This window comes from Streptomyces sp. NPDC102437 (assembly GCF_044765565.1).
Taxonomy (GTDB): Bacteria; Actinomycetota; Actinomycetes; order Streptomycetales; family Streptomycetaceae; genus Streptomyces.
This window is the reverse complement of the sequence record NZ_JBIWKI010000001.1, coordinates 124,424-144,401: the sequence shown is the minus strand read 5'-3', so window position 1 is coordinate 144,401 and position 19,978 is coordinate 124,424. Positions and strand designations below refer to the sequence as shown.

16 protein-coding genes and 1 pseudogene are annotated in these 19,978 nt (G+C 72.1%); 10 read left to right on the top strand and 7 right to left on the bottom strand.

The window, feature by feature from the left end; all coding sequences use genetic code 11:
- Positions 1–10 precede the first annotated feature (10 nt).
- The 4 genes and pseudogenes from ACIRJP_RS00635 to ACIRJP_RS00620 form a co-directional block, all read left to right on the top strand.
- Positions 11–661, top strand: coding sequence for a TetR/AcrR family transcriptional regulator (locus ACIRJP_RS00635; RefSeq protein WP_383718304.1), 651 nt, complete (start codon positions 11–13; stop codon positions 659–661).
- Positions 658–1,599 carry an alpha/beta fold hydrolase gene (locus ACIRJP_RS00630; protein WP_404166717.1) on the top strand — a complete coding sequence of 314 codons (942 nt, stop codon included), beginning with the start codon at positions 658–660 and terminating at the stop codon, positions 1,597–1,599. Before ACIRJP_RS00635 ends, ACIRJP_RS00630 begins: the two co-directional genes overlap by 4 nt.
- Before the next feature lie 33 nt (positions 1,600–1,632).
- The gene (locus ACIRJP_RS00625; RefSeq protein ID WP_404166715.1) at positions 1,633–2,178 is read left to right on the top strand and encodes a DUF664 domain-containing protein; all 546 of its coding nucleotides are present in this window, start codon (positions 1,633–1,635) and stop codon (positions 2,176–2,178) included.
- Positions 2,179–2,190: 12 nt separating this feature from the next.
- Positions 2,191–2,349 (top strand): annotated as a pseudogene (locus tag ACIRJP_RS00620) (DUF664 domain-containing protein); the annotation flags it as partial.
- A 66-nt stretch (positions 2,350–2,415) separates the two neighbouring features.
- Here the strand turns inward: ACIRJP_RS00620 and ACIRJP_RS00615 are convergent.
- Genes ACIRJP_RS00615 through ACIRJP_RS00605 form a run of 3 tightly spaced genes read right to left on the bottom strand, consistent with a single transcriptional unit; the run spans position 2,416 to position 4,784 of the window.
- Positions 2,416–2,823, bottom strand: coding sequence for a GntR family transcriptional regulator (locus tag ACIRJP_RS00615; RefSeq protein ID WP_404166712.1), 408 nt, complete (start codon positions 2,821–2,823; stop codon positions 2,416–2,418).
- A gap of 45 nt (positions 2,824–2,868) precedes the next feature.
- Positions 2,869–3,843 (bottom strand): ABC transporter permease, encoded by a 975-nt coding sequence (locus ACIRJP_RS00610; RefSeq protein WP_404166709.1) that lies wholly within the window; start codon positions 3,841–3,843, stop codon positions 2,869–2,871.
- A complete protein-coding gene (locus ACIRJP_RS00605) occupies positions 3,840–4,784 on the bottom strand; it encodes an ABC transporter ATP-binding protein (protein WP_404166706.1) in 945 nt (314 codons plus the stop codon). Before ACIRJP_RS00605 ends, ACIRJP_RS00610 begins: the two co-directional genes overlap by 4 nt.
- 206 nt (positions 4,785–4,990) lie before the next feature.
- Here ACIRJP_RS00605 and ACIRJP_RS00600 point away from each other — a divergent pair, with 206 nt between their 5' ends.
- The 6 genes from ACIRJP_RS00600 (at position 4,991) to asnB (ending at position 12,964) form a co-directional block, all read left to right on the top strand.
- Entirely contained in the window at positions 4,991–5,824 is an 834-nt protein-coding gene (locus tag ACIRJP_RS00600; protein ID WP_404166703.1) for a M55 family metallopeptidase, read from the top strand.
- Positions 5,817–7,160 carry a M20/M25/M40 family metallo-hydrolase gene (locus ACIRJP_RS00595; protein WP_404166701.1) on the top strand — a complete coding sequence of 448 codons (1,344 nt, stop codon included), beginning with the start codon at positions 5,817–5,819 and terminating at the stop codon, positions 7,158–7,160. Before ACIRJP_RS00600 ends, ACIRJP_RS00595 begins: the two co-directional genes overlap by 8 nt.
- 21 nt (positions 7,161–7,181) lie before the next feature.
- The gene (locus tag ACIRJP_RS00590; protein ID WP_404166698.1) at positions 7,182–9,161 is read left to right on the top strand and encodes a prolyl oligopeptidase family serine peptidase; all 1,980 of its coding nucleotides are present in this window, start codon (positions 7,182–7,184) and stop codon (positions 9,159–9,161) included.
- Positions 9,158–10,102, top strand: a complete 945-nt coding sequence (locus ACIRJP_RS00585) for an LD-carboxypeptidase (RefSeq protein WP_404166696.1) — start codon at positions 9,158–9,160, stop codon at positions 10,100–10,102. The genes ACIRJP_RS00590 and ACIRJP_RS00585 overlap by 4 nt, the downstream gene beginning before the upstream one ends.
- A 133-nt stretch (positions 10,103–10,235) precedes the next feature.
- A complete protein-coding gene (locus ACIRJP_RS00580; protein ID WP_404166693.1) occupies positions 10,236–10,799 on the top strand; it encodes a GNAT family N-acetyltransferase in 564 nt (187 codons plus the stop codon).
- Positions 10,800–11,116: 317 nt separating this feature from the next.
- Positions 11,117–12,964, top strand: a complete 1,848-nt coding sequence (asnB, locus tag ACIRJP_RS00575) for an asparagine synthase (glutamine-hydrolyzing) (protein ID WP_404166690.1) — start codon at positions 11,117–11,119, stop codon at positions 12,962–12,964.
- Between the two features lie 20 nt (positions 12,965–12,984).
- Here the strand turns inward: asnB and ACIRJP_RS00570 are convergent, their stop codons facing one another.
- The 4 genes from ACIRJP_RS00570 to ACIRJP_RS00555 all read right to left on the bottom strand — a co-directional run bounded on the left by ACIRJP_RS00570 (position 12,985) and on the right by ACIRJP_RS00555 (position 19,954).
- Positions 12,985–15,072: an ATP-binding protein gene (locus tag ACIRJP_RS00570; protein WP_404167605.1), complete on the bottom strand. Its 2,088-nt coding sequence runs from the start codon at positions 15,070–15,072 to the stop codon at positions 12,985–12,987.
- Positions 15,073–15,128: 56 nt separating this feature from the next.
- On the bottom strand, positions 15,129–15,833 hold the full coding sequence (locus tag ACIRJP_RS00565; protein ID WP_404166687.1) for a DUF4255 domain-containing protein: 705 nt from the start codon (positions 15,831–15,833) through the stop codon (positions 15,129–15,131).
- Complete coding sequence (locus ACIRJP_RS00560; RefSeq protein ID WP_404166684.1) at positions 15,830–18,967, bottom strand: hypothetical protein; 3,138 nt, start codon at positions 18,965–18,967, stop codon at positions 15,830–15,832. Before ACIRJP_RS00560 ends, ACIRJP_RS00565 begins: the two co-directional genes overlap by 4 nt.
- Positions 18,968–19,222: 255 nt before the next feature.
- On the bottom strand, positions 19,223–19,954 hold the full coding sequence (locus ACIRJP_RS00555; RefSeq protein WP_404166681.1) for a response regulator transcription factor: 732 nt from the start codon (positions 19,952–19,954) through the stop codon (positions 19,223–19,225).
- Positions 19,955–19,978 lie beyond the last annotated feature (24 nt).

The window sequence follows — 19,978 nt, the reverse complement described above, 5'->3', positions numbered from 1 at the left end:
TGGTGCGGGCATGGTGGTCGAGAAGGCAAGCACTCCCAAGAACGGCCGTCCCCGGGCGGTCACGCTCGACGCGATCCTGGACGCGGCGACCGAGCTGGCCGACGACCGGGGGCTCGATGCCGTGACCTTCCGCGCGCTGGCCGACCGGCTGGAGGTGTCACCGATGGCGATCCACCGCACGACGGGCGGCATCGACGCCCTCCAGCACGCGCTGGTGTCCCGGATCGTCGGCGAGGTGACCCGGTCGGTGGACTGGCCGGAGGACTGGCGGGGCGTCCTCCGGCTCTTCGCCGACACGCTCCACGACCTGCTCATGCGGCACCCCGTCATCCTTGAGGCGCACCGCCGCGCCTCGCTCGTCGGGCCCGGCGCCGACGACGTCGCGTACCGGGTCGTGGCGGCGCTGCGCGACGCGGGGCTCGACGAGGAGGCCGCCGCGTACGCGTACGGCACCCTGCACGACTTCGTCACCGGCCATGTGGCCATCCGCCTCGGCCGGGGCGACCTGGAACTGCACCAGCTCCCGCCGGAACGACGGGCCGCGTCGGTGTTCGCGGACCACCACGACTACGACCGCCGGTTCTCCTTCGGCCTCGACTTCGTCATCGGCGGGATCGCCGCCGCTGCCGCCACCCCCGTATCCCACGAGGAGCAGAGATGACCCCCTCCCCGCAGGACCTGCCGAAGACCTCGCAGACGCCGAAGACGCAGGAGGCGGAGCTGCCCGACACGGACCTGCCCGCGACCGACCTGCCCGAGACGCACCGTCTGACGGCTCCGGACGGGCGCCGTATCGCGTACTGCTCGTACGGCGACCCCGCCGCCCCGCCCGTGATCGTGCTCCACGGCACCCCCGGCAGCCGCTACGAGGGGCTGGCGCTGCGGCAGGCGGCGACGGACACGGGCCTGCATCTGGTCTTCCCGGACCGTCCGGGCTACGGCGGGACCGACCCCGTACCCGGTCGTGGTTTCCACCGCTGGAACGACGACTTCCTGGCCCTGCTCGACCACCTCGGCCACGAGCGGGCCACACTCGTGGCGATCTCGGGCGGCGGCGGGTACGCGCTCTCGGCGGCCCAGCAGCACCCCGGGCGGGTCACGCGGCTGATCCTCGCGTGCGCCGCCGTCCCCGGAGCGCCCCGCTCGGCGTACGCGCGCCGGATCCCCCTGGTCAAGTGGCTGAACCGGATCGTCGTCTGGGCCCCGGTGATCGCCCGGCCGATGCTCGCGGGAAAGGGGATCTTCAAGAAGACGAGGCACGAGCCGAACCTGGACGCCTGGCCCCGCTCCGACCGCCTGATCATGAGCACCCCGGCCTTCCGGGCCCTGTCCGAGGTGGACACCGCCGAGGGGCAGCGCCAGGGCGTGGACGCGGCCATCACCGACCTCGCCGGCTACTCCCGGCCGCTGCCGGACCCGCTGGGCTCGGTCTCCGTACCGACCCTGTTCCTCCACGGCGACGCGGACGGCAACGTCCCCGTCGAGGTGGCGCGCTGGGCGCACGCGCAGATCCCGGGTGCCGAACTGCGCACCGTCCCCGACGGCGGTCATCTGTTCCTGCTCGCGGATCCGGAGCCCCTCCTGCGGGAATTGACCTGAGCCGGTGGGTCCGGCGGTGTGAGGATGGCCGCCATGACATGGACGGCACCTCACATCGAACGCACGACGGACGACGGCGAACAGCTGAACGTCCCGAGCGCGGCGGACGAGCGGGTCATGCTGGAGGGCTGGCTCCGGTGGCACCGCGAGACGCTGCTCACCAAGTGTGCCGGGCTGACCCCGGCACAGCTCGCCCGAACCACCGCCCAGCCCTCCGGCCTCACCCTCCTCGGTCTGGTACGGCACATGGCGGAGATCGAACGCTGGTGGTTCCGCCGGAGCTTCGCGGGCGAGCCGATCGGTGATGTCTTCACCGGTCCGGGCGACGGCGACGAGGGGATCGAAGGCGTCGACGCCGCCCACGCCGAGCGCGACTTCGCCGCCTACCGCGCCGAGACCGAGGCGTGCGAGGCCGCTGTGGCGGGGCGCGGCCTAGGGTCTTTCGTTTGGATCATGCCGGGCTCGCGGGGTCTGGCACGCACGCTCGCCGCGTTGTCGTCGGTCGCCATGGCGCCGCCATGCCTCCCTCCTCCGCCTTGCGATCGCACGCACCAGACCCCGCTCCCTGATCCGGCCTGATCCAAACGAAAGACCCTCGACGAGACCTTCGAGCACGCCACCCGCGGCCGAACCGTCAGCCTGCGCTGGGTGTACCTGGTGATGATCCAGGAGTACGCCCGCCACAACGGCCACGCGGACCTGCTGCGCGAGCGGACCGACGGCGCCACCGGCGACTACCCCGCGCCGTGAGGAAGGCGGCCGGCCCCCACCGGGGGGCCGGACACCGCTCATCCACGAAGCGTACGGCGCCGCGCCTCAACCGGCGTCCGCCCCGGCCGGATACACGGCCGCGAAGGCCGACCGGAAGAGGGCGTCGACCTCCGGGCCGCTGAGGCCCTGCGCCCGCGCCTGGTCCAGCCACTCGGTGAGTGCTGTGCGCAAGGGGGAGTCGGCGCCCGCCTGGGGCGGGACGAGGGAGCGGGTGATGAAGGTGCCCGCCCCCTGCCGGACCTCGGCGAGTCCCGCGCGCTCCAGCTCGCGGTACGCCTTGAGGGTGGTGTTCGGGTTGACCTTGGTCTCGGCCGCCACCTGAGCGGCCGTGGGCAGCCGGTCCCCCTCCTCCAGGGCGCCCATGCGCAGCGCCTGTTCGACCTGGCGCACGATCTGGAGGTATGTCGCCACTCCGCTGCGCCGGTCGATACGGAACACGACCACTGCCTTCACCTCCCGTTCGAACGCCGAAACCCTGAGTACCTGCGTCGGCAGGTCCTAGAGGGGCCGACGGGACACCCGCCACAGGACGAACGCGGTGAGCACGACGGTACCCGCGAGCAGGAAGCCCGCCCCGGTCCACTGCATGGCCGGCATCTGATCGAAGCCGAGGTACTCGTACACATTGTTCACGATGCCGTGCTCCTTGACGCACGCGTCGGAGGCCTTCTCGGTCTCCTCGGCGCACAGGCCCCAGCCGTAGAGATGGCCGTCGGCGGAACCGATCCAGCGGTCCACCTCCATCGACTCGTTGAGCCGGGCGGGCATGTCCGCTTCGAGGGGGTAGGTGATCGTGCGAGTAGGGGCGAGGCTGACGATCATCCGGTCCCAGAAGATCCCGACCGCCCCGGAGAGGACGAAGGTGATCGCCATCGACATCAGGACGCGGCGGGTCAGCACACCGATGGTGATGCCGACTGCGGTCATGAAGAGACAGAGCGCGGGGAGCACCGGACCGGTGACATCGAAGATCGACGCGTCCGACCACTGGCTGGGGAACACCGAGCGGTAGGGCTTCCACCACCAGGTGAACAGCGACGAGAGCACCACGGTGGTCACGAGCACCGCCGCGTAGATCCAGGCGAACTTCGTCGCCACCCAGCGCATGCGTGACACCGACTGGGTGGTGACCAGCTGCGCGGTGCCCTGTTCCTGGTCGCCCGCGATGAGCGGGGCGCCGACGAAGACGGCGAGGATCAGCGGCAGTCCGCCCAGCGCGGTGAGGACGAGACCCACACCGTCCGAGTCGAACGTCGGCTGCGCCAGTTCCTTCCCCGGCCAGCCCGCGGCGTCCAGGATGTCCTTCATGTGGCCGCGCTCGTAGACGAGCCAGATCGAGCCGAGGACCGTCGCGGCGAGCAGGCAGAGCAGCGCGGCCCGGTGCTGGCGTGCGACGAGCCAGCTCAGCCCGCGCAGCAGGCGGGGCCGGGGGGTGCGCCCGGTCCGGGGCGCGTCGGTCAGCATGGTGCTCATGAGGTGTGGCTCCCTTCGGCCTCGATACGGGCACCGGGCGTGAACAGCGGGGGCGCGTCAGGCGCGCGGAGATGTGCCAGCAGCACTTCCTCCAGGCTCGGTTCGGCGACCACCCAGTTGCCCGACAGCGGGCCGTTGGGTCGGACCAGCGCGTGGAACTGCCGACCCTGGACGCGGTGTTCGATCACGGTGTGGGGGGCCAGCGCGGCGGCCGGGTCCCCGTCCGTGGCGAGTCCGGTCACCAGTGCGTGCGCCGGGACGAGCGCGTCCGCGTCGCCCGCCATCCGGATCCTGCCGTCGGCCAGGACGAGCAGGTAGTCGCACATGTCCTCCAGCTCGGAGAGCATGTGGGAGGACATCACGACCGTGGTCCCGCGCTCGACGGCCTCCGACATCAGCAGGGTGCTCATGTCGTGGCGGGCCAGCGGGTCGAGGTCGGACATCGGCTCGTCGAGCAGCAGCAGATCGGGCCGCTTGCCGAAGGCCAGGGCGAAGGCGACCCGGGTGCGCTGGCCGCCGGAGAGCGTGCCGACCCGGGCGTCCATCGGTACCTGTCCGGAGCGCACGATCCGCTCCGCCGCGGCCATGTCCCAGCCGGGGTTGAGCTCGGCGCCCATGCGCAGCGTCTCGGCCACGGTGAACCGCTTGAAAAGCGGCTTGTCCTGGCCGAGGAACGCGAACTTCGGCATGACCTCGGGGTCGTCCACAGGTACGCCGAAGATCCGCAGGTCACCTCCCGTGGGCTGCACCTGACGGGTCGCGATCCCCAACAGGGTGCTCTTTCCCGCTCCGTTGGGGCCGACGAGACCGCAGATCCGGCCGGCCGGCAGCCGGAACGAGATGTCCTGCAGTGCCCAGCCGCGACGGTAGCGCTTACCCAGACCGCGGGCCTCCAGGGCCCATGCTCCGGACCCGCCGTCCGGAGTGAATGCGTCTGCCATGCACCTAGCCTCAATTCCATTAGTCAATTAATGGAATCATGGTCTGGGTTGGTGGAAAGTGTCAAGGCGCGCCGGGTGGCCTCCCCGGCGGGATGTCCGTGATGCGGCTGTTCGGGGTGTGCGTCGCACTCTCTTCGGAGGACTGGACCATTGAACGTCTCTGTGGCTCTGGCCTGGCGGTTCCAGGGCGCGTAGCGTGACCCGGCATGAAGATCCTGATCAGTGCGGACATGGAAGGCGCCACCGGTGTGACCTGGCCGGGCGATGTGCTGCCGGGCACTCCTCAATGGGAGCGGTGCCGTTCCATGTTCACCTCCGACGTGAACGCGGCGGCGCTCGGCTTCTACGACGGCGGAGCGGACGAGGTCCTCGTCAACGAGGCCCACTGGTCCATGCGCAACCTCCTGCTGGAAAGGCTCGACGACCGGGTCCAGATGCTCACCGGCCGGCACAAGTCCCTCTCCATGGTCGAGGGCGTCCAGCACGGTGACGTCGACGCCATCGCCTTCATCGGCTACCACACGGGCGCCGGTACGGAGGGCGTGCTCGCGCACACCTATCTCGCCAACTCCATCACCGGGGTCTGGCTCAACGGCGCCCGCGCGAGCGAGGGGCTGCTGAACGCGCACGTGGTGGCCGAGTACGGCGTGCCCGTCGTCCTCGTCACCGGTGACGACCTGACCTGCGTGGACGCCGAGGGCTACGCCCCGAGCGCCCGCAAGGTCGCCGTCAAGGACTACGTGTCGCGGTACGCGGCGGTCTGCCGCACCCCGGCCCGTACCGCCGCCGACATCCGCGCCGCCGCGAAGGAAGCCGCCGCGCTCGCCGTGCGGCACACACCGGTGGAGGGCGGACCCTTCACCGTGGAGCTGGAGTTCGACGCCGAGCACCTGGCCCAGGCGGCCACCGTCGTCCCCGGCGTGGCGGCCAGTGGCGAACGGCGCGTCGCCTACACCAGCGCGACGATGTACGAAGCAATCCGCACGTTCAAGGCGGTGACGACGATCGTGTCGTCCGCCGTGGAGGAGCAGTATGGCTGAGCCGAGCGGTCCCCGGGAGAGCGTCGACCAGCAGGCGCTGGACGAATCGGTGACGTTCACCTCCGAACTGATCCGGATCGACACCACCAACCGCGGCGGCGGCGACTGCCGGGAGCGCCCGGCCGCCGAGTACGTCGCCGAACGGCTGGCCGCCGCCGGTCTTGAGCCCACCCTGCTGGAGCGCACCCCCGGACGTACCAATGTGGTCGCCCGGATCCCCGGCACCGACCCGTCCGCCGACGCCCTGCTCGTCCACGGCCACCTCGACGTGGTCCCGGCCGAGGCGGCCGACTGGACCGTGCACCCCTTCTCCGGCGAGGTCCGCGACGGAGTCGTCTGGGGACGCGGTGCCATCGACATGAAGAACATGGACGCGATGGTCCTGGCCGTCGTACGCGCCTGGGCGCGGGCCGGCATCCGGCCCCGCCGCGACATCGTGATCGCGTACACCGCCGACGAGGAGGCGAGCGCGGAGGACGGCTCCGGCTTCCTCGCCGACCGGCACGCCGGGCTCTTCGAGGGCTGCACGGAGGGCATCAGCGAATCCGGCGCCTTCACCTTCCACGCCGGACCCGGACTGCCGCTCTACCCGATCGCCGCCGGTGAACGCGGCACCGCCTGGCTGAAGCTCACCGCACACGGCAAGGCCGGGCACGGCTCCAAGGTCAACAGGAACAACGCGGTCAGCTCGCTCGCCGCCGCCGTGGCCCGGATCGGCGAGCACGAATGGCCCGTCCGGCTCACCCCGACGGTCCGCGCCGCGCTCACCGAGATCGCCGCGCTGCACGGCATCCACCCCGAACTGGACGCCCCCGGATTCGACGTCGACGAACTGCTCGGCAAGCTCGGCCCCGCCGCCGACCTGGTCGCGCCGACCGTCCGCAACAGCTCCAACCCGACCATGCTGGAGGCCGGGTACAAGGTCAACGTGATCCCGGGCCACGCCACCGCCTTCATCGACGGCCGGATGGTGCCCGGCGGCGAGGACGAGTTCCGCGCCACCCTGGACCGGCTGACCGGCCCCGACGTCGACTGGGAGTTCCACCACCGCGAGGTTCCGCTGCAGGCCCCGGTCGACTCGCCGACCTTCGCGAAGCTGCGCGCCGCGATCGAACGCTTCGACCCGGCCGGCCACACCGTCCCGTACTGCATGTCGGGCGGCACGGACGCCAAGCAGTTCTCCCGCCTCGGCATCACCGGCTACGGCTTCTCACCGCTGAAGCTGCCCGTCGGCTTCGACTACCAGGCGCTGTTCCACGGCGTCGACGAACGCGTCCCCGTCGACGCCCTGCACTTCGGTGTCCGGGTCCTCGACCACTACCTGCGTACTGCCTGACCGCTACAGGGGGAATCGATCATGCTGCCCACCGGGGCTCACGGAACCTGGCCGTCGCCGATCGACGCCGCGCTCGCCGCCTCCCACGACGGACGCCCGGAGTACGTCGGCACCGTCGGGGACGAGGTGTGGTGGACGGAGCCGCGCCCGGCCGAGGCGGGCCGCCGCGCCCTGGTCCGCCGCCGGGCGGACGGGAGCACCGACACCGTGCTGCCCGCACCGTGGAACGTACGGAGCCGGGTCATCGAGTACGGCGGAGTGCCCTGGGCGGGGACCGCGCGGGCCGAGGGCGGCCCGCTGATCGTCTTCGTCCACTTCGCCGACCAGCGGCTGTACGCCTACACCCCCGACGGGCCGGGCGAACCCGTGCCGCTCACCCCGGCCACGGCCACCGGCGGCGGGCTGCGCTGGGCCGACCCGCAGATCCACCCCGACCGTGGCGAGGTGTGGTGCGTCCTGGAGGAGTTCACCGGCGAGGGCCCCACCGAGCTGCGCCGGGTGATCGCCGCCGTCCCCCTGGACGGCTCGGCCGCCGACGACCGCGGCGCGGTACGTGAACTCACCGACGACGGCAGCCGGTTCGTCACCGGTCCGAAGCTCTCGCCCGACGGGCGGCAGGCGGCCTGGATCGCCTGGGACCACCCCCGGATGCCGTGGGACGGCACCGAGGTGATGCTTGCGGACGTCGCCGCGGACGGCACCTTCCACCGCCCCCGGTCCTTCGCCGGCGGCCCCGAGGAATCGGTTCCGCAGATCGAGTGGGGCGCAGACGGGCAACTGCTCCTCGCCGGCGACCACAGCGGCTGGTGGAACCTCTACCGGGCCGATCCGGACCGGGGCATGGTCGCGCTCTGCCCCCGCGAGCAGGAGTTCGCGGGACCGCTCTGGAAGATCGGGCTCAGCTGGTTCCGGCCGTTGGACAACGGGCTGATCGCCACCATCCACGGCAAGGGCACCACCACGCTCGGCATCCTCGACCCGCAGACCGGCGAACTCGTCGACGTCGCCGGACCCTGGACCGAATGGGCCGAGACGCTGGCCGTGCACGGCAGCCGGGTCTTCGGCGTCGCGGCGAGCCCGTACAGCGCGTTCGAGGTGGTGGAGCTGGACACCGCGACCGGCCGCACCCGGGTCATCGGGGCACCGCACAAGGACGCCGTCGACCCCGCGTACTACCCCCGCCCCGAGGACCGCACCTTCACCGGGCCCGACGGACGCGAGATCCACGCCCACATCTACCCGCCGCGCAACCCCGACCGGACCGGGCCCGAGGACGAGCGGCCGCCCTACGTGGTCTGGGCGCACGGCGGCCCCACCGGCCACGCCGCACTCGTGCTCGACCTGGAGATCGCCTACTTCACCTCGCGGGGCATCGGCGTCGCCGAGGTCAACTACGGCGGCTCCACCGGCTACGGCCGGGCCTACCGCAACCGGCTGCGTGAACAGTGGGGCGTCGTCGACGTCGAGGACTGCGCGGCCGTCGCCGAGGCGCTGGCCGACGAGGGCACGGCCGACCGGCGGCGGCTCGCCATCCGGGGCGGCAGCGCCGGCGGCTGGACCACCGCGGCCTCACTGACCGGCACCGATGTCTACGCCTGCGGGACGATCATCTACCCCATCCTCGACCTGACCGGCTGGGGAACGGACGAGACCCACGACTTCGAGTCGCGGTACCTGGAGTCCCTGGTGGGCCCGCTCGCCGAAGTCCCGGAACGCTACCGCGAACGCTCGCCGGTCGGCCGCGTCGACCGGCTGGCCACCCCCTTCCTGCTGCTCCAGGGGCTGGACGACCCGATCTGCCCGCCCGTCCAGTGCGAGCGGTTCCTGGCCGCGCTCGACGGACGCGGCATCCCGCACGCCTACCTCACCTTCGAGGGCGAGGGACACGGGTTCCGGCGCGCCGACACCATGATCCGCGCCCTGGAGGCCGAACTCTCCCTGTACGCACAGACCTTCGGGATCGACCGCACCGACGTACCGCGGCTGGAGCTGAAGAAGTGACCCTCGCACCGCTGACCCGCCCGGCCCGGCTGCGCCCGGGGGCCAGGATCGCCGTCGTGTCACCGAGCGGTCCGGTGCCCGCCGACCGCCTCGAAGCGGGCCTGGACATCCTGCGCGGCTGGGGCCTGGAACCCGTCGAGGCACCACACGCCCGCGACGTCCACCCGGAGCTGGACTACCTCGGCGGCACGGACGCGGCGAGGGCCAGGGATCTCCAGGAGGCCTGGTGCGACCCGTCCGTGGACGCGGTGATCTGCGCCCGGGGCGGGTACGGGGCGCACCGGATGGTCGACCTGGTCGACTGGGCGGCGATGCGCGCGGCCGGGCCCAAGGTGTTCGTCGGCTACAGCGACATCACCGTGCTCCACGAGGCGTTCGCGCAGCGCATGGGGCTCGCCACCCTGCACGGCCCGATGGCCGGCACCGAGACCTTCCTCAAGGACCCGGACACCCAGGAGTCCCTGCGGGCCACCCTGTTCGAGCCCGAATCGGTACGGACCCTCGGCCTGCCCGCGGCGCGGGCGCTGGTCCCCGGCCGGGCCCGCGGGATCACCTACGGCGGCTGTGTCAGCCTGCTTGCCGCCGACCTCGGCACACCGCACGCCCGGACCTCGGCCCGGGGCGGGCTGCTGATGATCGAGGACACCACCGAGGACCCGTACAGCATCGACCGCATCCTCACCCAACTGCTGCGGGCCGGGGCGTTCGACGGCATCGCGGGGGTGGCATGCGGCTCCTGGGCGGGCTGCGGCCCGTACGAGGAGGTGCGGGCCGTGCTCGCCGACCGGCTCGGCCCGCTGGGCGTACCCGTTGTCGAGGAGCTGGGCTTCGGGCATGGCCCGACGACGCTCACGATCCCGCTCGGTGTGCCTGCCGTGCTGGACGCCCCGGCCGGGGGCGGCCCCGCGACCCTGACCGTCGAGGTGCCCCCACTGAGCTGAACGGCGGCAAATCATAAAGAAGTTGACGGACATTCAGGAAACGCCGCTCCGATCGTTGACATCACTATGACACGTGTCACAACATGAGCGCGGTTCACGACCGGGCGACCGGTCCGGCCGCTAAGCTGCCGGGATGCCTGAAAGCGACTACCTGGCCGTGGGGCGGCGCACGGCGATCCGCCCCATCACGCAGGCCGATGCCGAGGAGTTCACCACCCGGACGCGGGAGAGCCGGAACACGCACCGCCCCTGGCTCTTCCCGCCCGACGACGCCCGCGCGTACGCCGCCTACGCGGGCCGGCTGATCGACGACCCCACGAAGGCCGGCTTCCTCGTCTGCGAACGCGGCGGTGGCAGCGCTCCGGCCGACCCGATCGCGGGGTTCATCAACATCAACAACATCGTCGCCGGAGGGTTCCGCTGCGGCGCGCTCGGCTACGGAGCCTTCGCCCACGCGCTGGGACGCGGTCTGATGAGCGAAGGGCTGGAACTGGTCCTGCGGTACGCCTTCGGGCCGCTCGGCCTGCACCGCCTCGAAGCCAACGTCCAGCCCGGGAACGAGGGCTCGCTCGCCCTGGTGCGACGGGCCGGATTCCGCCTCGAAGGCTTCTCGCCCGACTTCCTCTTCATCGACGGAGCCTGGCGCGACCACGAGCGGTGGGCGATCACGGCCGAGATGACCGGCCAGAAGTCCTGAGCGCGGCGGATGTGCCGCGGGCGCCGGTCGGCGGGCGTGCCCGGCCGGCCGGTGCACCCCACTGGCCCACTCAGGGTTGGGCAAGTCTTTGCCGATGGCCGATTCGGCATCCCCACCGGACCCACGAGCCCTTCCCGCACGGGTTCCGGCACACGGCACTCCGTACAGGAAGCGGAAAAACGCGGCCGAAAGTACGGGCGCGCGCCGCCGTCCGGGTAACGACCGTGTTGACCGTACGCAATCGCAGGAAGAGGCTCGTCATATAGCTGCTAGATACAAGTGGTTCTGCCGGGCGGGACCGGATCGGGAGGACGCGTATGTGTGGCATCACGGGCTGGGTCTCCTTCGACCGCGATCTGCGGGCGGCGGAGGCGGCCGCGACCCTGGACGCGATGACGCAGACCATGTCGTGCCGGGGCCCCGACGACCGGGGCACCTGGACAGACGGGCACGCCTCGCTCGGACACCGGCGGCTCGCGATCATCGACATCCCCGGCGGTCGCCAGCCCATGACCGTCGACACCCCCGAGGGGCCGGTCGCCCTCGTCTACTCCGGCGAGGCGTACAACTTCACCGCACTGCGCGGCGAACTGACCGCCCGCGGGCACCGTTTCACCACCGACTCGGACACCGAGGTCGTGCTGCGCGGCTACCTGGAGTGGGGTGAGGCCCTCGCCGAGCGGCTCAACGGCATGTACGCCTTCGCGCTCTGGGACGGCCGCCACGACCGGCTCGTCATGATCCGCGACCGGATGGGCGTCAAGCCCTTCTACTACTGGCCGACCCCCGACGGTGTGCTCTTCGGCTCGGAGCCCAAGGCCATCCTCGCCAACCCGCTGGCCGGCCCCCGGGTGACCCTCGACGGGCTGCGGGAGCTCTTCACCGTCGTCAAGACCCCGGGCCACGCCGTCTGGGACGGCATGCACGAGGTGGAGCCCGGCACGGTCGTCACCGTGGTCCGCGGCGGCCTGCACCGGCACGTCTACTGGCGGCTGGAGACCCGCCCGCACACCGACGACCGCGACACCACGATCACCACCGTACGGTCACTGCTCGACGACATCGTCCGCCGCCAACTGGTCTCCGACGTACCCCGCTGCGTCCTGCTCTCCGGCGGACTCGACTCGTCGGCGGTCACCGCGCTGGCCGCCCGGCAGCTCGCCGAGAGCGGCGAGAAGGTCCGCACCTTCGCCGTCGACTTCGTGGGACGCACCGAGAACTTCGTCCCCGACGAGCTGCGCACCACCCCCGACACCCCGTTCGTGCACGACGTGGCCCAGCAGTCGGGCACCCTGCACCGGGACATCGTGCTCGACCCCGACACCCTCGCCGACCCGGAGGTACGGGCCAGGATGATCCGGGCCCGGGACCTGCCCATGGGCTTCGGCGACATGGACGCCTCGCTCTATCTGCTCTTCCGGGCCATCCGTGAGCACTCGACCGTCGCCCTGTCCGGCGAGTCCGCCGACGAGGTCTTCGGCGGCTACCTCCAGTTCTTCGACGAGCGGGCCCGTACCGCCGACACCTTCCCCTGGCTGGTGCGGATGGCCGAGCACTTCGGCGAGGACTCGGACGTGCTCCGCGACGACCTCGGCCGCTCCCTCGACCTGGAGGGCTACGTCCGCCGCAGTTACGGGGCCGCCGTCGCGGGCATCGAACGGCTCCCCGGCGAGAGCGACTTCGAGTACCGCATGCGCAGGATCTGCCACCTCCACCTGACCAGGTTCGTGCGCGTCCTGCTCGACCGCAAGGACCGGGCGAGCATGGCCGTCGGCCTGGAGGTCCGGGTGCCGTTCTGCGACCACCGGCTCGTCGAGTACGTCTACAACGCGCCCTGGGCCCTCAAATCCTTCGACGGCCGGGAGAAGAGCCTGCTGCGCGAGGCCACCGCCGATGTGCTGCCGCAGTCGGTGTACGACAGGACCAAGAGCCCCTACCCGTCGACCCAGGACCCAAAGTACGCACTGGCCCTGCAGGAGCAGGCCCGCGAGCTGCTCGCCCGCCCGGACCACCGCGTGTTCGACCTGATCGACCGCGACCGGCTCCGCAGGGCGGCCGACCACGGCGCGCCCCAGGTCACCGCGGCCTCCCGCCGCGGCCTGGAGCGCACCCTGGACCTCGCCACCTGGCTGGAGCTGTACGAACCCGAGCTGATCCTCGGCTGAGCGGCCCGCCCGGCCGGGCGCTATCCGCCGTCGCCTCCCCGCCCACGGTCCAGCCAGGTGCCGAACTCGCTCTCCCGGACCAGCCGGCCGAGCTTGCGGTACTCCTGGATCACGGCCGAGACGATCTGCTCCATACCGAGCGGACTCCCCGATTCCGCTGCCAGATAGGCGGCGGTCACCGCACAGGCGCGGATCGACCCGCCCGCCAGCTCGAAGCGGCCCGCGCAGAACTCCAGATCGAGCCCGGCCTCGCGCGGGAGCGCCGTCCCCAGGCAGCGGTCCCACAGGGCCAGCCGCTGCCGGACGTCCGGCATGGGGAACTCCGCGATCACATCGAGGCGCCGGGTGAACGCCTCGTCGAGATTGCCGCGCAGATTGGTGGTGAGCACCGCGATCCCGTCGAAGGACTCCATCCGCTGGAGCAGATAGGCCGACTCCACGTTGGCATGCCGGTCGTGCGCGTCCTTGACCTGCGAGCGCTTCCCGAAAATGGCGTCCGCCTCGTCGAACAACAGGATGCCGTTGACATGGGACGCCTCGACGAAGATCCGTTCCAGGTTCTTCTCGGTCTCACCGACGTACTTGTCCACCACCGTCGACAGATCCACGACATAGAGCTCCATGCCGAGCTCCGACGCCACCACCTCGGCCGACATGGTCTTGCCGGTGCCGGACTCACCAGCGAACAACGCGATGATGCCGCGCCCCCGGCCACCGCCCGGCCGCATCCGCCACTGACCCAGCACCTGCTCGCGGTGGCGGGCCCGCAGGGCGAGTTCGGACAGCTCGCGGCGGGTCGCGGCGGGCAGTACGAGGTCGTCCCAGCCGACCGTCGGCTCGATGCGACGGGCGAGCCGTTCGAGCCCCGCCCCGTTCTGGGCCCGGACCGCCGTGCGCAGGTCCCGCACGTCCACCGGGCGGCCCTCCAGGACGGCCAGCCGGGAGGCCACGGCGGCGGCCTTGCGCACCTGCTCGGAGTCGAGCCGGTACGAGGCGGTGGCCTCGATGAGCTCCTCGTCGGCCGACCCGCTCCCGGCGGGCAGCCCGACGGACGTGCCGGCCTCCGCGAGCGCCTGCCGCCACCGCCGGGCCAGGCCCGCGGGACCGGGGGAGTGGACCTGGACCGGGACCGGGCTCTCCCCGGCCCACAGGGGGTCCCAGTTCTTCTTCCCGTACGCGACCAGCGGAGCACCGCCGACCGCCGCGCACAGGGCCCCGAGCAGCCGGGCCCGCTCGGGGCGTTCGGGGACGAGCGCCTCCAGCGGCCCGAGGACGATCCCGCCGTTGCCCAGCCGGACCTCGGCCGCCAGCGTCCGTACGGCTTCCGCCGGTTCGGTAAGCGCGGCGAGCTCCGCGATGTCGACCACCAGAGGACGGCGCCCCGCGGCGAGCAGCGCCTCGACCGCCAGCCGGCCGGGGTCGCCGCCCCGGTCGAGCAGATGCACCAGACCGCTGCCCGTGCCCAGCGCCGCCGCGACCAGCAGCACCTCCGGCCCGGTGTCCGTACCGGTTTCCGGGGCCTCCACGGCCCCGACCGAGTGGACCAGGCCGCGCAGCCTTCCGTCGATCTCGTCGTCGCCGAGCAGATACGCGCCGATCCGGTCCGGCACCCGCAGCACCCGCGAGAGCAGCGGACGTTCGGCGTCGCGGACCTCCAGCAGCCCGCCCGCGACCAGCGGGGCGGACGGCGCGAAGCGGAAGCGGCCGGAACTCGCGGCGGGCAGTCCGCACAGTTCCAGCGCCAGGCCGATGGTGGGCCTGCGCCGGGTGAGGTCGTCGTTGAGGTAGCCGTAGAGCTGCTCGAACCGGCTGTCGATGTCCGGGGCCAGCGCGACCAGCAGCAGGTCCACGTCCAGCTCCACCAGGCCGAAGCTCTCGGCGAGCCGCCCGATCCGGCTCCCGGGCGGGGACTGCGGCGAGAGCCCGGAGCCGTACTCCGGTACCGGCGCGAACGCGTCGCGGGCGTCCACGATCCGCCTCGCCGCCTCGGGGGTCAGGTACTGCCCGCGGTACGGATCGTCCGGCTGCGGGTCGGTGGCCCGCCGGGCGGCCACGGCGTTCCTGACCCGCTGCTCGACGTGGACCAGCCGCTCCCAGAGGTCCTCGATGACCGCTGTCGGGGCCTCGGCCGGTTCGTGGAAGGCACGGGTGCCCTGTGTCGTGGTCACCCGGCCGCCCCCCCGCGCCTTCGCCGGCCGGGCGGCAACTGCCGTTCCCGCTGTGCCGCGAAGCCCCGGTCGCCGGGGTCGGACGTTCCGTCGTAACGCAGCCGGCGCCCCGGTTTTGCACCGTCGCCGTCCCGGCCGGGCGCGCTGCGCACCACCAGTCCCTCGGTGACCGGCGGTGCGGCGGCCGTGCGCTCACCGGCCAGCGGTGCCCACACCCGCAGGTCGATCGCGGCCTTGAGCTCACCGCCGAGCGCCGACCAGATGTCCGAGGCGGACGGCCCGTCGGTGCCCGGACCCGCCGCCTCGATCTCCACGGTCAGCCCCAGCTCGGCGAGGCTGCCGGTGTGCATGTGGGCGGGCAGCGCGTCCGACCGTACGAGACAGCGCAACGCCTCGGAGAGCAGCCGGTGTTCGTCCTGCGGGCGATTGGTCCAGGCGGTCACCAGGTACGTCAGCTCGTACCAGCGGGGCGGGGTCCGCCAGCCGATCACGACCCCCTCGTCGTCGTGCTCCTCGGCCGCGCCGGTACGGCGGCGGCCCGCGTCCTCACGGATGCGGTGCAGGAACACGCTGATGGTGGGGGCGTTGCGCCGGGCGGACCAGTCCTTCGTCGGCGCGTCGAAGACCAGGTCGACGCCGCTGTCCTGGAGGCCGGCCCCGACCAGCAACAGGCGCAGCCCCTCGTCCACTTCGTGGATCACCGTCGCCCCACCTCGTCCGGCGGGACGACGGTGCCGGCCACCACCAGGAAGCGCGTGGTGACGGGGCCGAACCCCGGCCCCGAGGCGGTGATCCTGCGCTGCCCGGTCTGGTCCTTCGCCAGGATCAGCAGCTGCGCGATGAACGTGCCGTCACGGCGCGGGAAGGCGGCCGGCGCAGTCGCCGTGATCCCGGGTTTCCAGGTGAGCTTCACCGGTGCGCCGGGCGGGAAGTCCTTGCCCCGGACGGAGGTGACGAATCCCGGCTTGCCGACGGCGGGCACCGAGACGATCCGGGGCTGGAGGATGCGCAGCGGCTTCCTGGAGACGTTGTCATGGGTGTCGGCGTCGGTGCCGGTCGTGGTCAGCGTTGCGGTGATGGTGGTCCTCAGCGCCCGGTCGGGTTTGAGCACGACGCGGACGACTATGGAGGCACCCGGTGTCAGATCGGGCAGGGTGCACACGCCTGCCGTGCAGCCCGGCGGCAGCGGATCCGCCGGGATCGACGCGGGCAGCCCGAGCTTCAGCCGCAGTCCGGTGGCGAGCGCGTTGCGGCCGTTGCGCACGGTGTACGTCACCACCACCCGGCCGCCGACGTAGCCGGGGCTGGGCTGGGCCCGCACCGCGACCCCGGGCCCCGCCTCGGGCTCGGGCGGCTGGGGGGCCGGCTTGGGCGGCTCGGGCGTCGGGCTGGGGGCCGGGGGCGCGTCCTGGACCGGGACGGTGGTGGCGGTGGCGTTGTCCGTGGGGTTCGGGTCGGCCACGGACCCGGTTACCGACCAGCCGATCTGCTGGTCCCCGCTGGTCACGCCGGTGAGCCGGGCGGTGACCTCGACGCTCTCTCCGGGCCGGAGCACGCCCAGGTCGCACCGGGGCGACCCGGTGGCGCAGGTGCCGGCCGGGGTGGTGAGCTCCTCCAGGCGCACGCCGGGCGGGGCATCGACGGTGAGTACGGTGCCGGGCGATGAGGCGGGGCCCCGGTTGGTGACGGTGACCGGCACCGTGACGGAGGAACCGACCTCCACCGAGGGGCCGGTGGGGGGTGCGGTCAGGGCCAGGTCGACCGACTGCTGGAAGGCGGGCTCCTTCTGCCGCCCGCCGAGCCGTTCGCCGAACGGGGTCAGGGTGCCGGAGGCGAGGTCGAGCATGGACAGCTGCTCCGGGGAGTTCGGACCGACCTCCCTGCGCGAGCTCAGCACCAGCCGTTCCGCATCGGGCGACCAGGCCACGTCGCGGGGCTGGAAGGGCCCGGTCAGCGAGGTGTCGGGGATCTCCTGACGGCACGCGTCGGGGTTGTCCCGCTGTGCGGAAGGCAGCACGACCCGGCAGTCGTCGCCGCTCAGCGAGGTCACGACGATGCCGGAGCGCTCGTTGACCCGGCCGCCGCCGTCCTTGCGGTTGAAGGCGATCCGGCTGCCGTCGGGGGAGAAGGCGGGGCTGTCGTCGATCTTCTTGCATTCGCCGGGGCAGATGGTGACGCTGAGGTCCCGCTGCCGGTCGAGCGCCGCCACCGGCACCGTCCAGACGTGCTTGATGCCGCCCAGGCCCCGGACCACATGGTTGCGGGTGAAGGCGAGGGTGGTGCCGTCCGATGACCAGGTCGGCTGTGCGTCACCGCCCGTCAACTGCCCCTGAGGCGGCACGATCCTGCCCACGATCGCTCCCGTGGCGACGTCCGCGATGAGAATGCTGCTCGGCCCCGGCTGCCCGTCGACCCGTCCGGGCGAGGTCCTGGTGAACGCCAGCTTCGTGCCGTCCGGCGAGAACGTGGGGTCGGTGTCCCAGTCGCGGGGACCGCGTCCGGCGAGCGGCAACGCCGTCTTGTTCTGGCCGTCGGTGTCGGTCAGCCAGATCCGTTCGACGCGCTCCTTCGGCTGTCCTTCGAAGCGGGTCACGACGATGTGCCTGCCGTCCGGTGTGTAGTTCTGCCGTTCGGTCCACGGGTCGTAGTCCGCCGCCGGGTTGAACAGCGGGTCCTTGGCGGGGTCGGTGTTGGTACTGGCCTCCGGGTCCTCCTTCAGGATCTCGACCCCCAGGTCCCGGGGGTCCGAACCGTCCTGCCTGACGTCCTGGAGCGTCACGTCGTTCGCCTGGAGCGGGGTCCGCCGGGTCACGACGACGGTCCCGGGGTCCATGGGGCCGACCCAGGTGGGCGATTCGACCGCCCGGTCCTCGCCGAGCGTCAGGTACGGCTCGTTCCCGTTGAAGGCGGTCGCCCGGTAGACGTGGTCGTAGTCCTTGCACCCGCAGGTCGTGTCGGGGCTGAGGAAGAGCAGGTCGTTGCCGTCCGGCAGCCAGGCGGCCGAGCGGGTGCGCCAGTCGGCCTGGACACCGGCCAGCAGGGGACGGTCGGCTCCGATGCCCTCGGTCACCCGGAGCCGGGGCCCGGTCTCCTCGTCCGTGGTGAGGGTGTAGGCGATCCGGGCGCGGTGGGTGTCGTCGTCCACCGGGTTCCACACCGGCTCGGTCGCGTCGCCGACCGGGCCGTCACTGATCACCCTCGCTGCGCCGCCTGCCACGGCCCGTTCGTATATCAGCCCGTTCCCCCCGGGGCCGGAGTCGCAGGAGTACGCGATCCGCGATCCGTCCGGGGAGAACGTCGGGGAGGTCTCGTTGTTGGGGGTGTCCGTCAGCCGCCGCAGTCCGGAGCCGTCGACCCCGACGGTCCACAGCTCGCGCTGGACCACGTCGCCCGGTCCCAGCTCCGCGGAGTCGAACACCACGGTCCGTCCGTCCGGGGAGAGTTCGGGATGCGCGGCGTCCCGGTCGGTGGTGAGCCTGCGCACCGCTCCGCCCGCGTCGCGCACGTACACCTGCGGACGCACGCTGTCGCGCAGGCTGGTGAAGACCACCACCTCACCGCGCGCGGAGGGATCCTGGTCGTAATGGGCCGGTCCGGGGCCGAACAGCGGCGCGGTGGTGGCCTGGTCCGAGACCCGCCCGAGGCTGCGGTGCTCGGTACCGGCGTAGGTGATGCGTCCGGCGTCCACGGGGCTTGCGTCCGCCGCCGCGGCGAGTCTCGGCGCGCCCTGGGGGGCGGACGCGGAACCCGCCACCAGCAGCGGTGCCAACAGCACCACAGCGCCTGTCAGTCGGCCCAGCCGGGTACGGCTCGCCGGGCCAGCGGTGCCGGTCACGGCCCACCTCGCAGTTCTGTCGATGACTCTCCACGACGAGCATCCCGCTCGCACGGGGGCAATCACAGGTCCCAGGGACCCGGCCAGAGGGAAGGGTCGGTTGCCCTTTGCGGCGCCTTCCTGCCCCGCCCGGCCGTTCCTGCCGCCGGTATCGGCGCGCCCCCGTGCGGCGACGTCGTCACGCCGTCCGCACGGAAGCCCGCGCCGGGACGCGGATGAGCCCGTGCCGGCACTCAGGTGAGTCCGCGCCGGGTATCAGATGAGTCCGTGCCGCATGGCGTAGCCGACGGCATGGGCCCGGTTGCGCAGTTCCAGGCGGGTCGCCACCTCGTGCAGCACGTTCTTGACGGTGCGTTCGGAGTACGAGGTCTTCTGCGCGATCTCCGCGGTGCCGTAGCCCTCCGACACCAGCCTGATCATCTCCGCCTCCCGCGTCGTGAGGGTGGAGAGTGAGAGCCCCCGGGGGTCGAGGACCGTGCGCTGAAGGCTGCTGACATGGGTGAGGAGCTTTCCGAGCAGGTCGCCCGGCAGCACCCCTTCTCCGTTCGCCATCGCCGTCACCAGGTGGACGAGGCTGTCCTGATCGGCCTCCCCGCGCCTCAGCACGGCGGCGACACCGCACTCGATCAAGGTCTGGAGCGCACCCGATTCGAAGAAGCCGACGACGAGTCCGGTACGGGTCGAGGTGTTGCGCTGGAGGCGGTTCAGGAGCTGGACGGTGGGCTCGTTCACCATGTCCACCACCACCAGGGAGACTTGCGCCCGGTCCGCCTCGGACTCGGCTATGAGCTCTATCTCGGGCCGTGGACGTAATTGGTGCACCACACCGGTCCGCAGGATCAGGTCCTCCGCGTAGACCGCCACGGAGACTCTGCCGCCGGGGGCCTCGGGGGTGCCTCTGCCGGCGGCGTACGCCGCCGAGGCGGACCTGCGGAGCAGGCCGCGATCCACCGTTCGTTCGTTCGTTTCTGCTGCTGTCGTCGTCATTCTTCTGCGTGCCTGTCTTCCTCA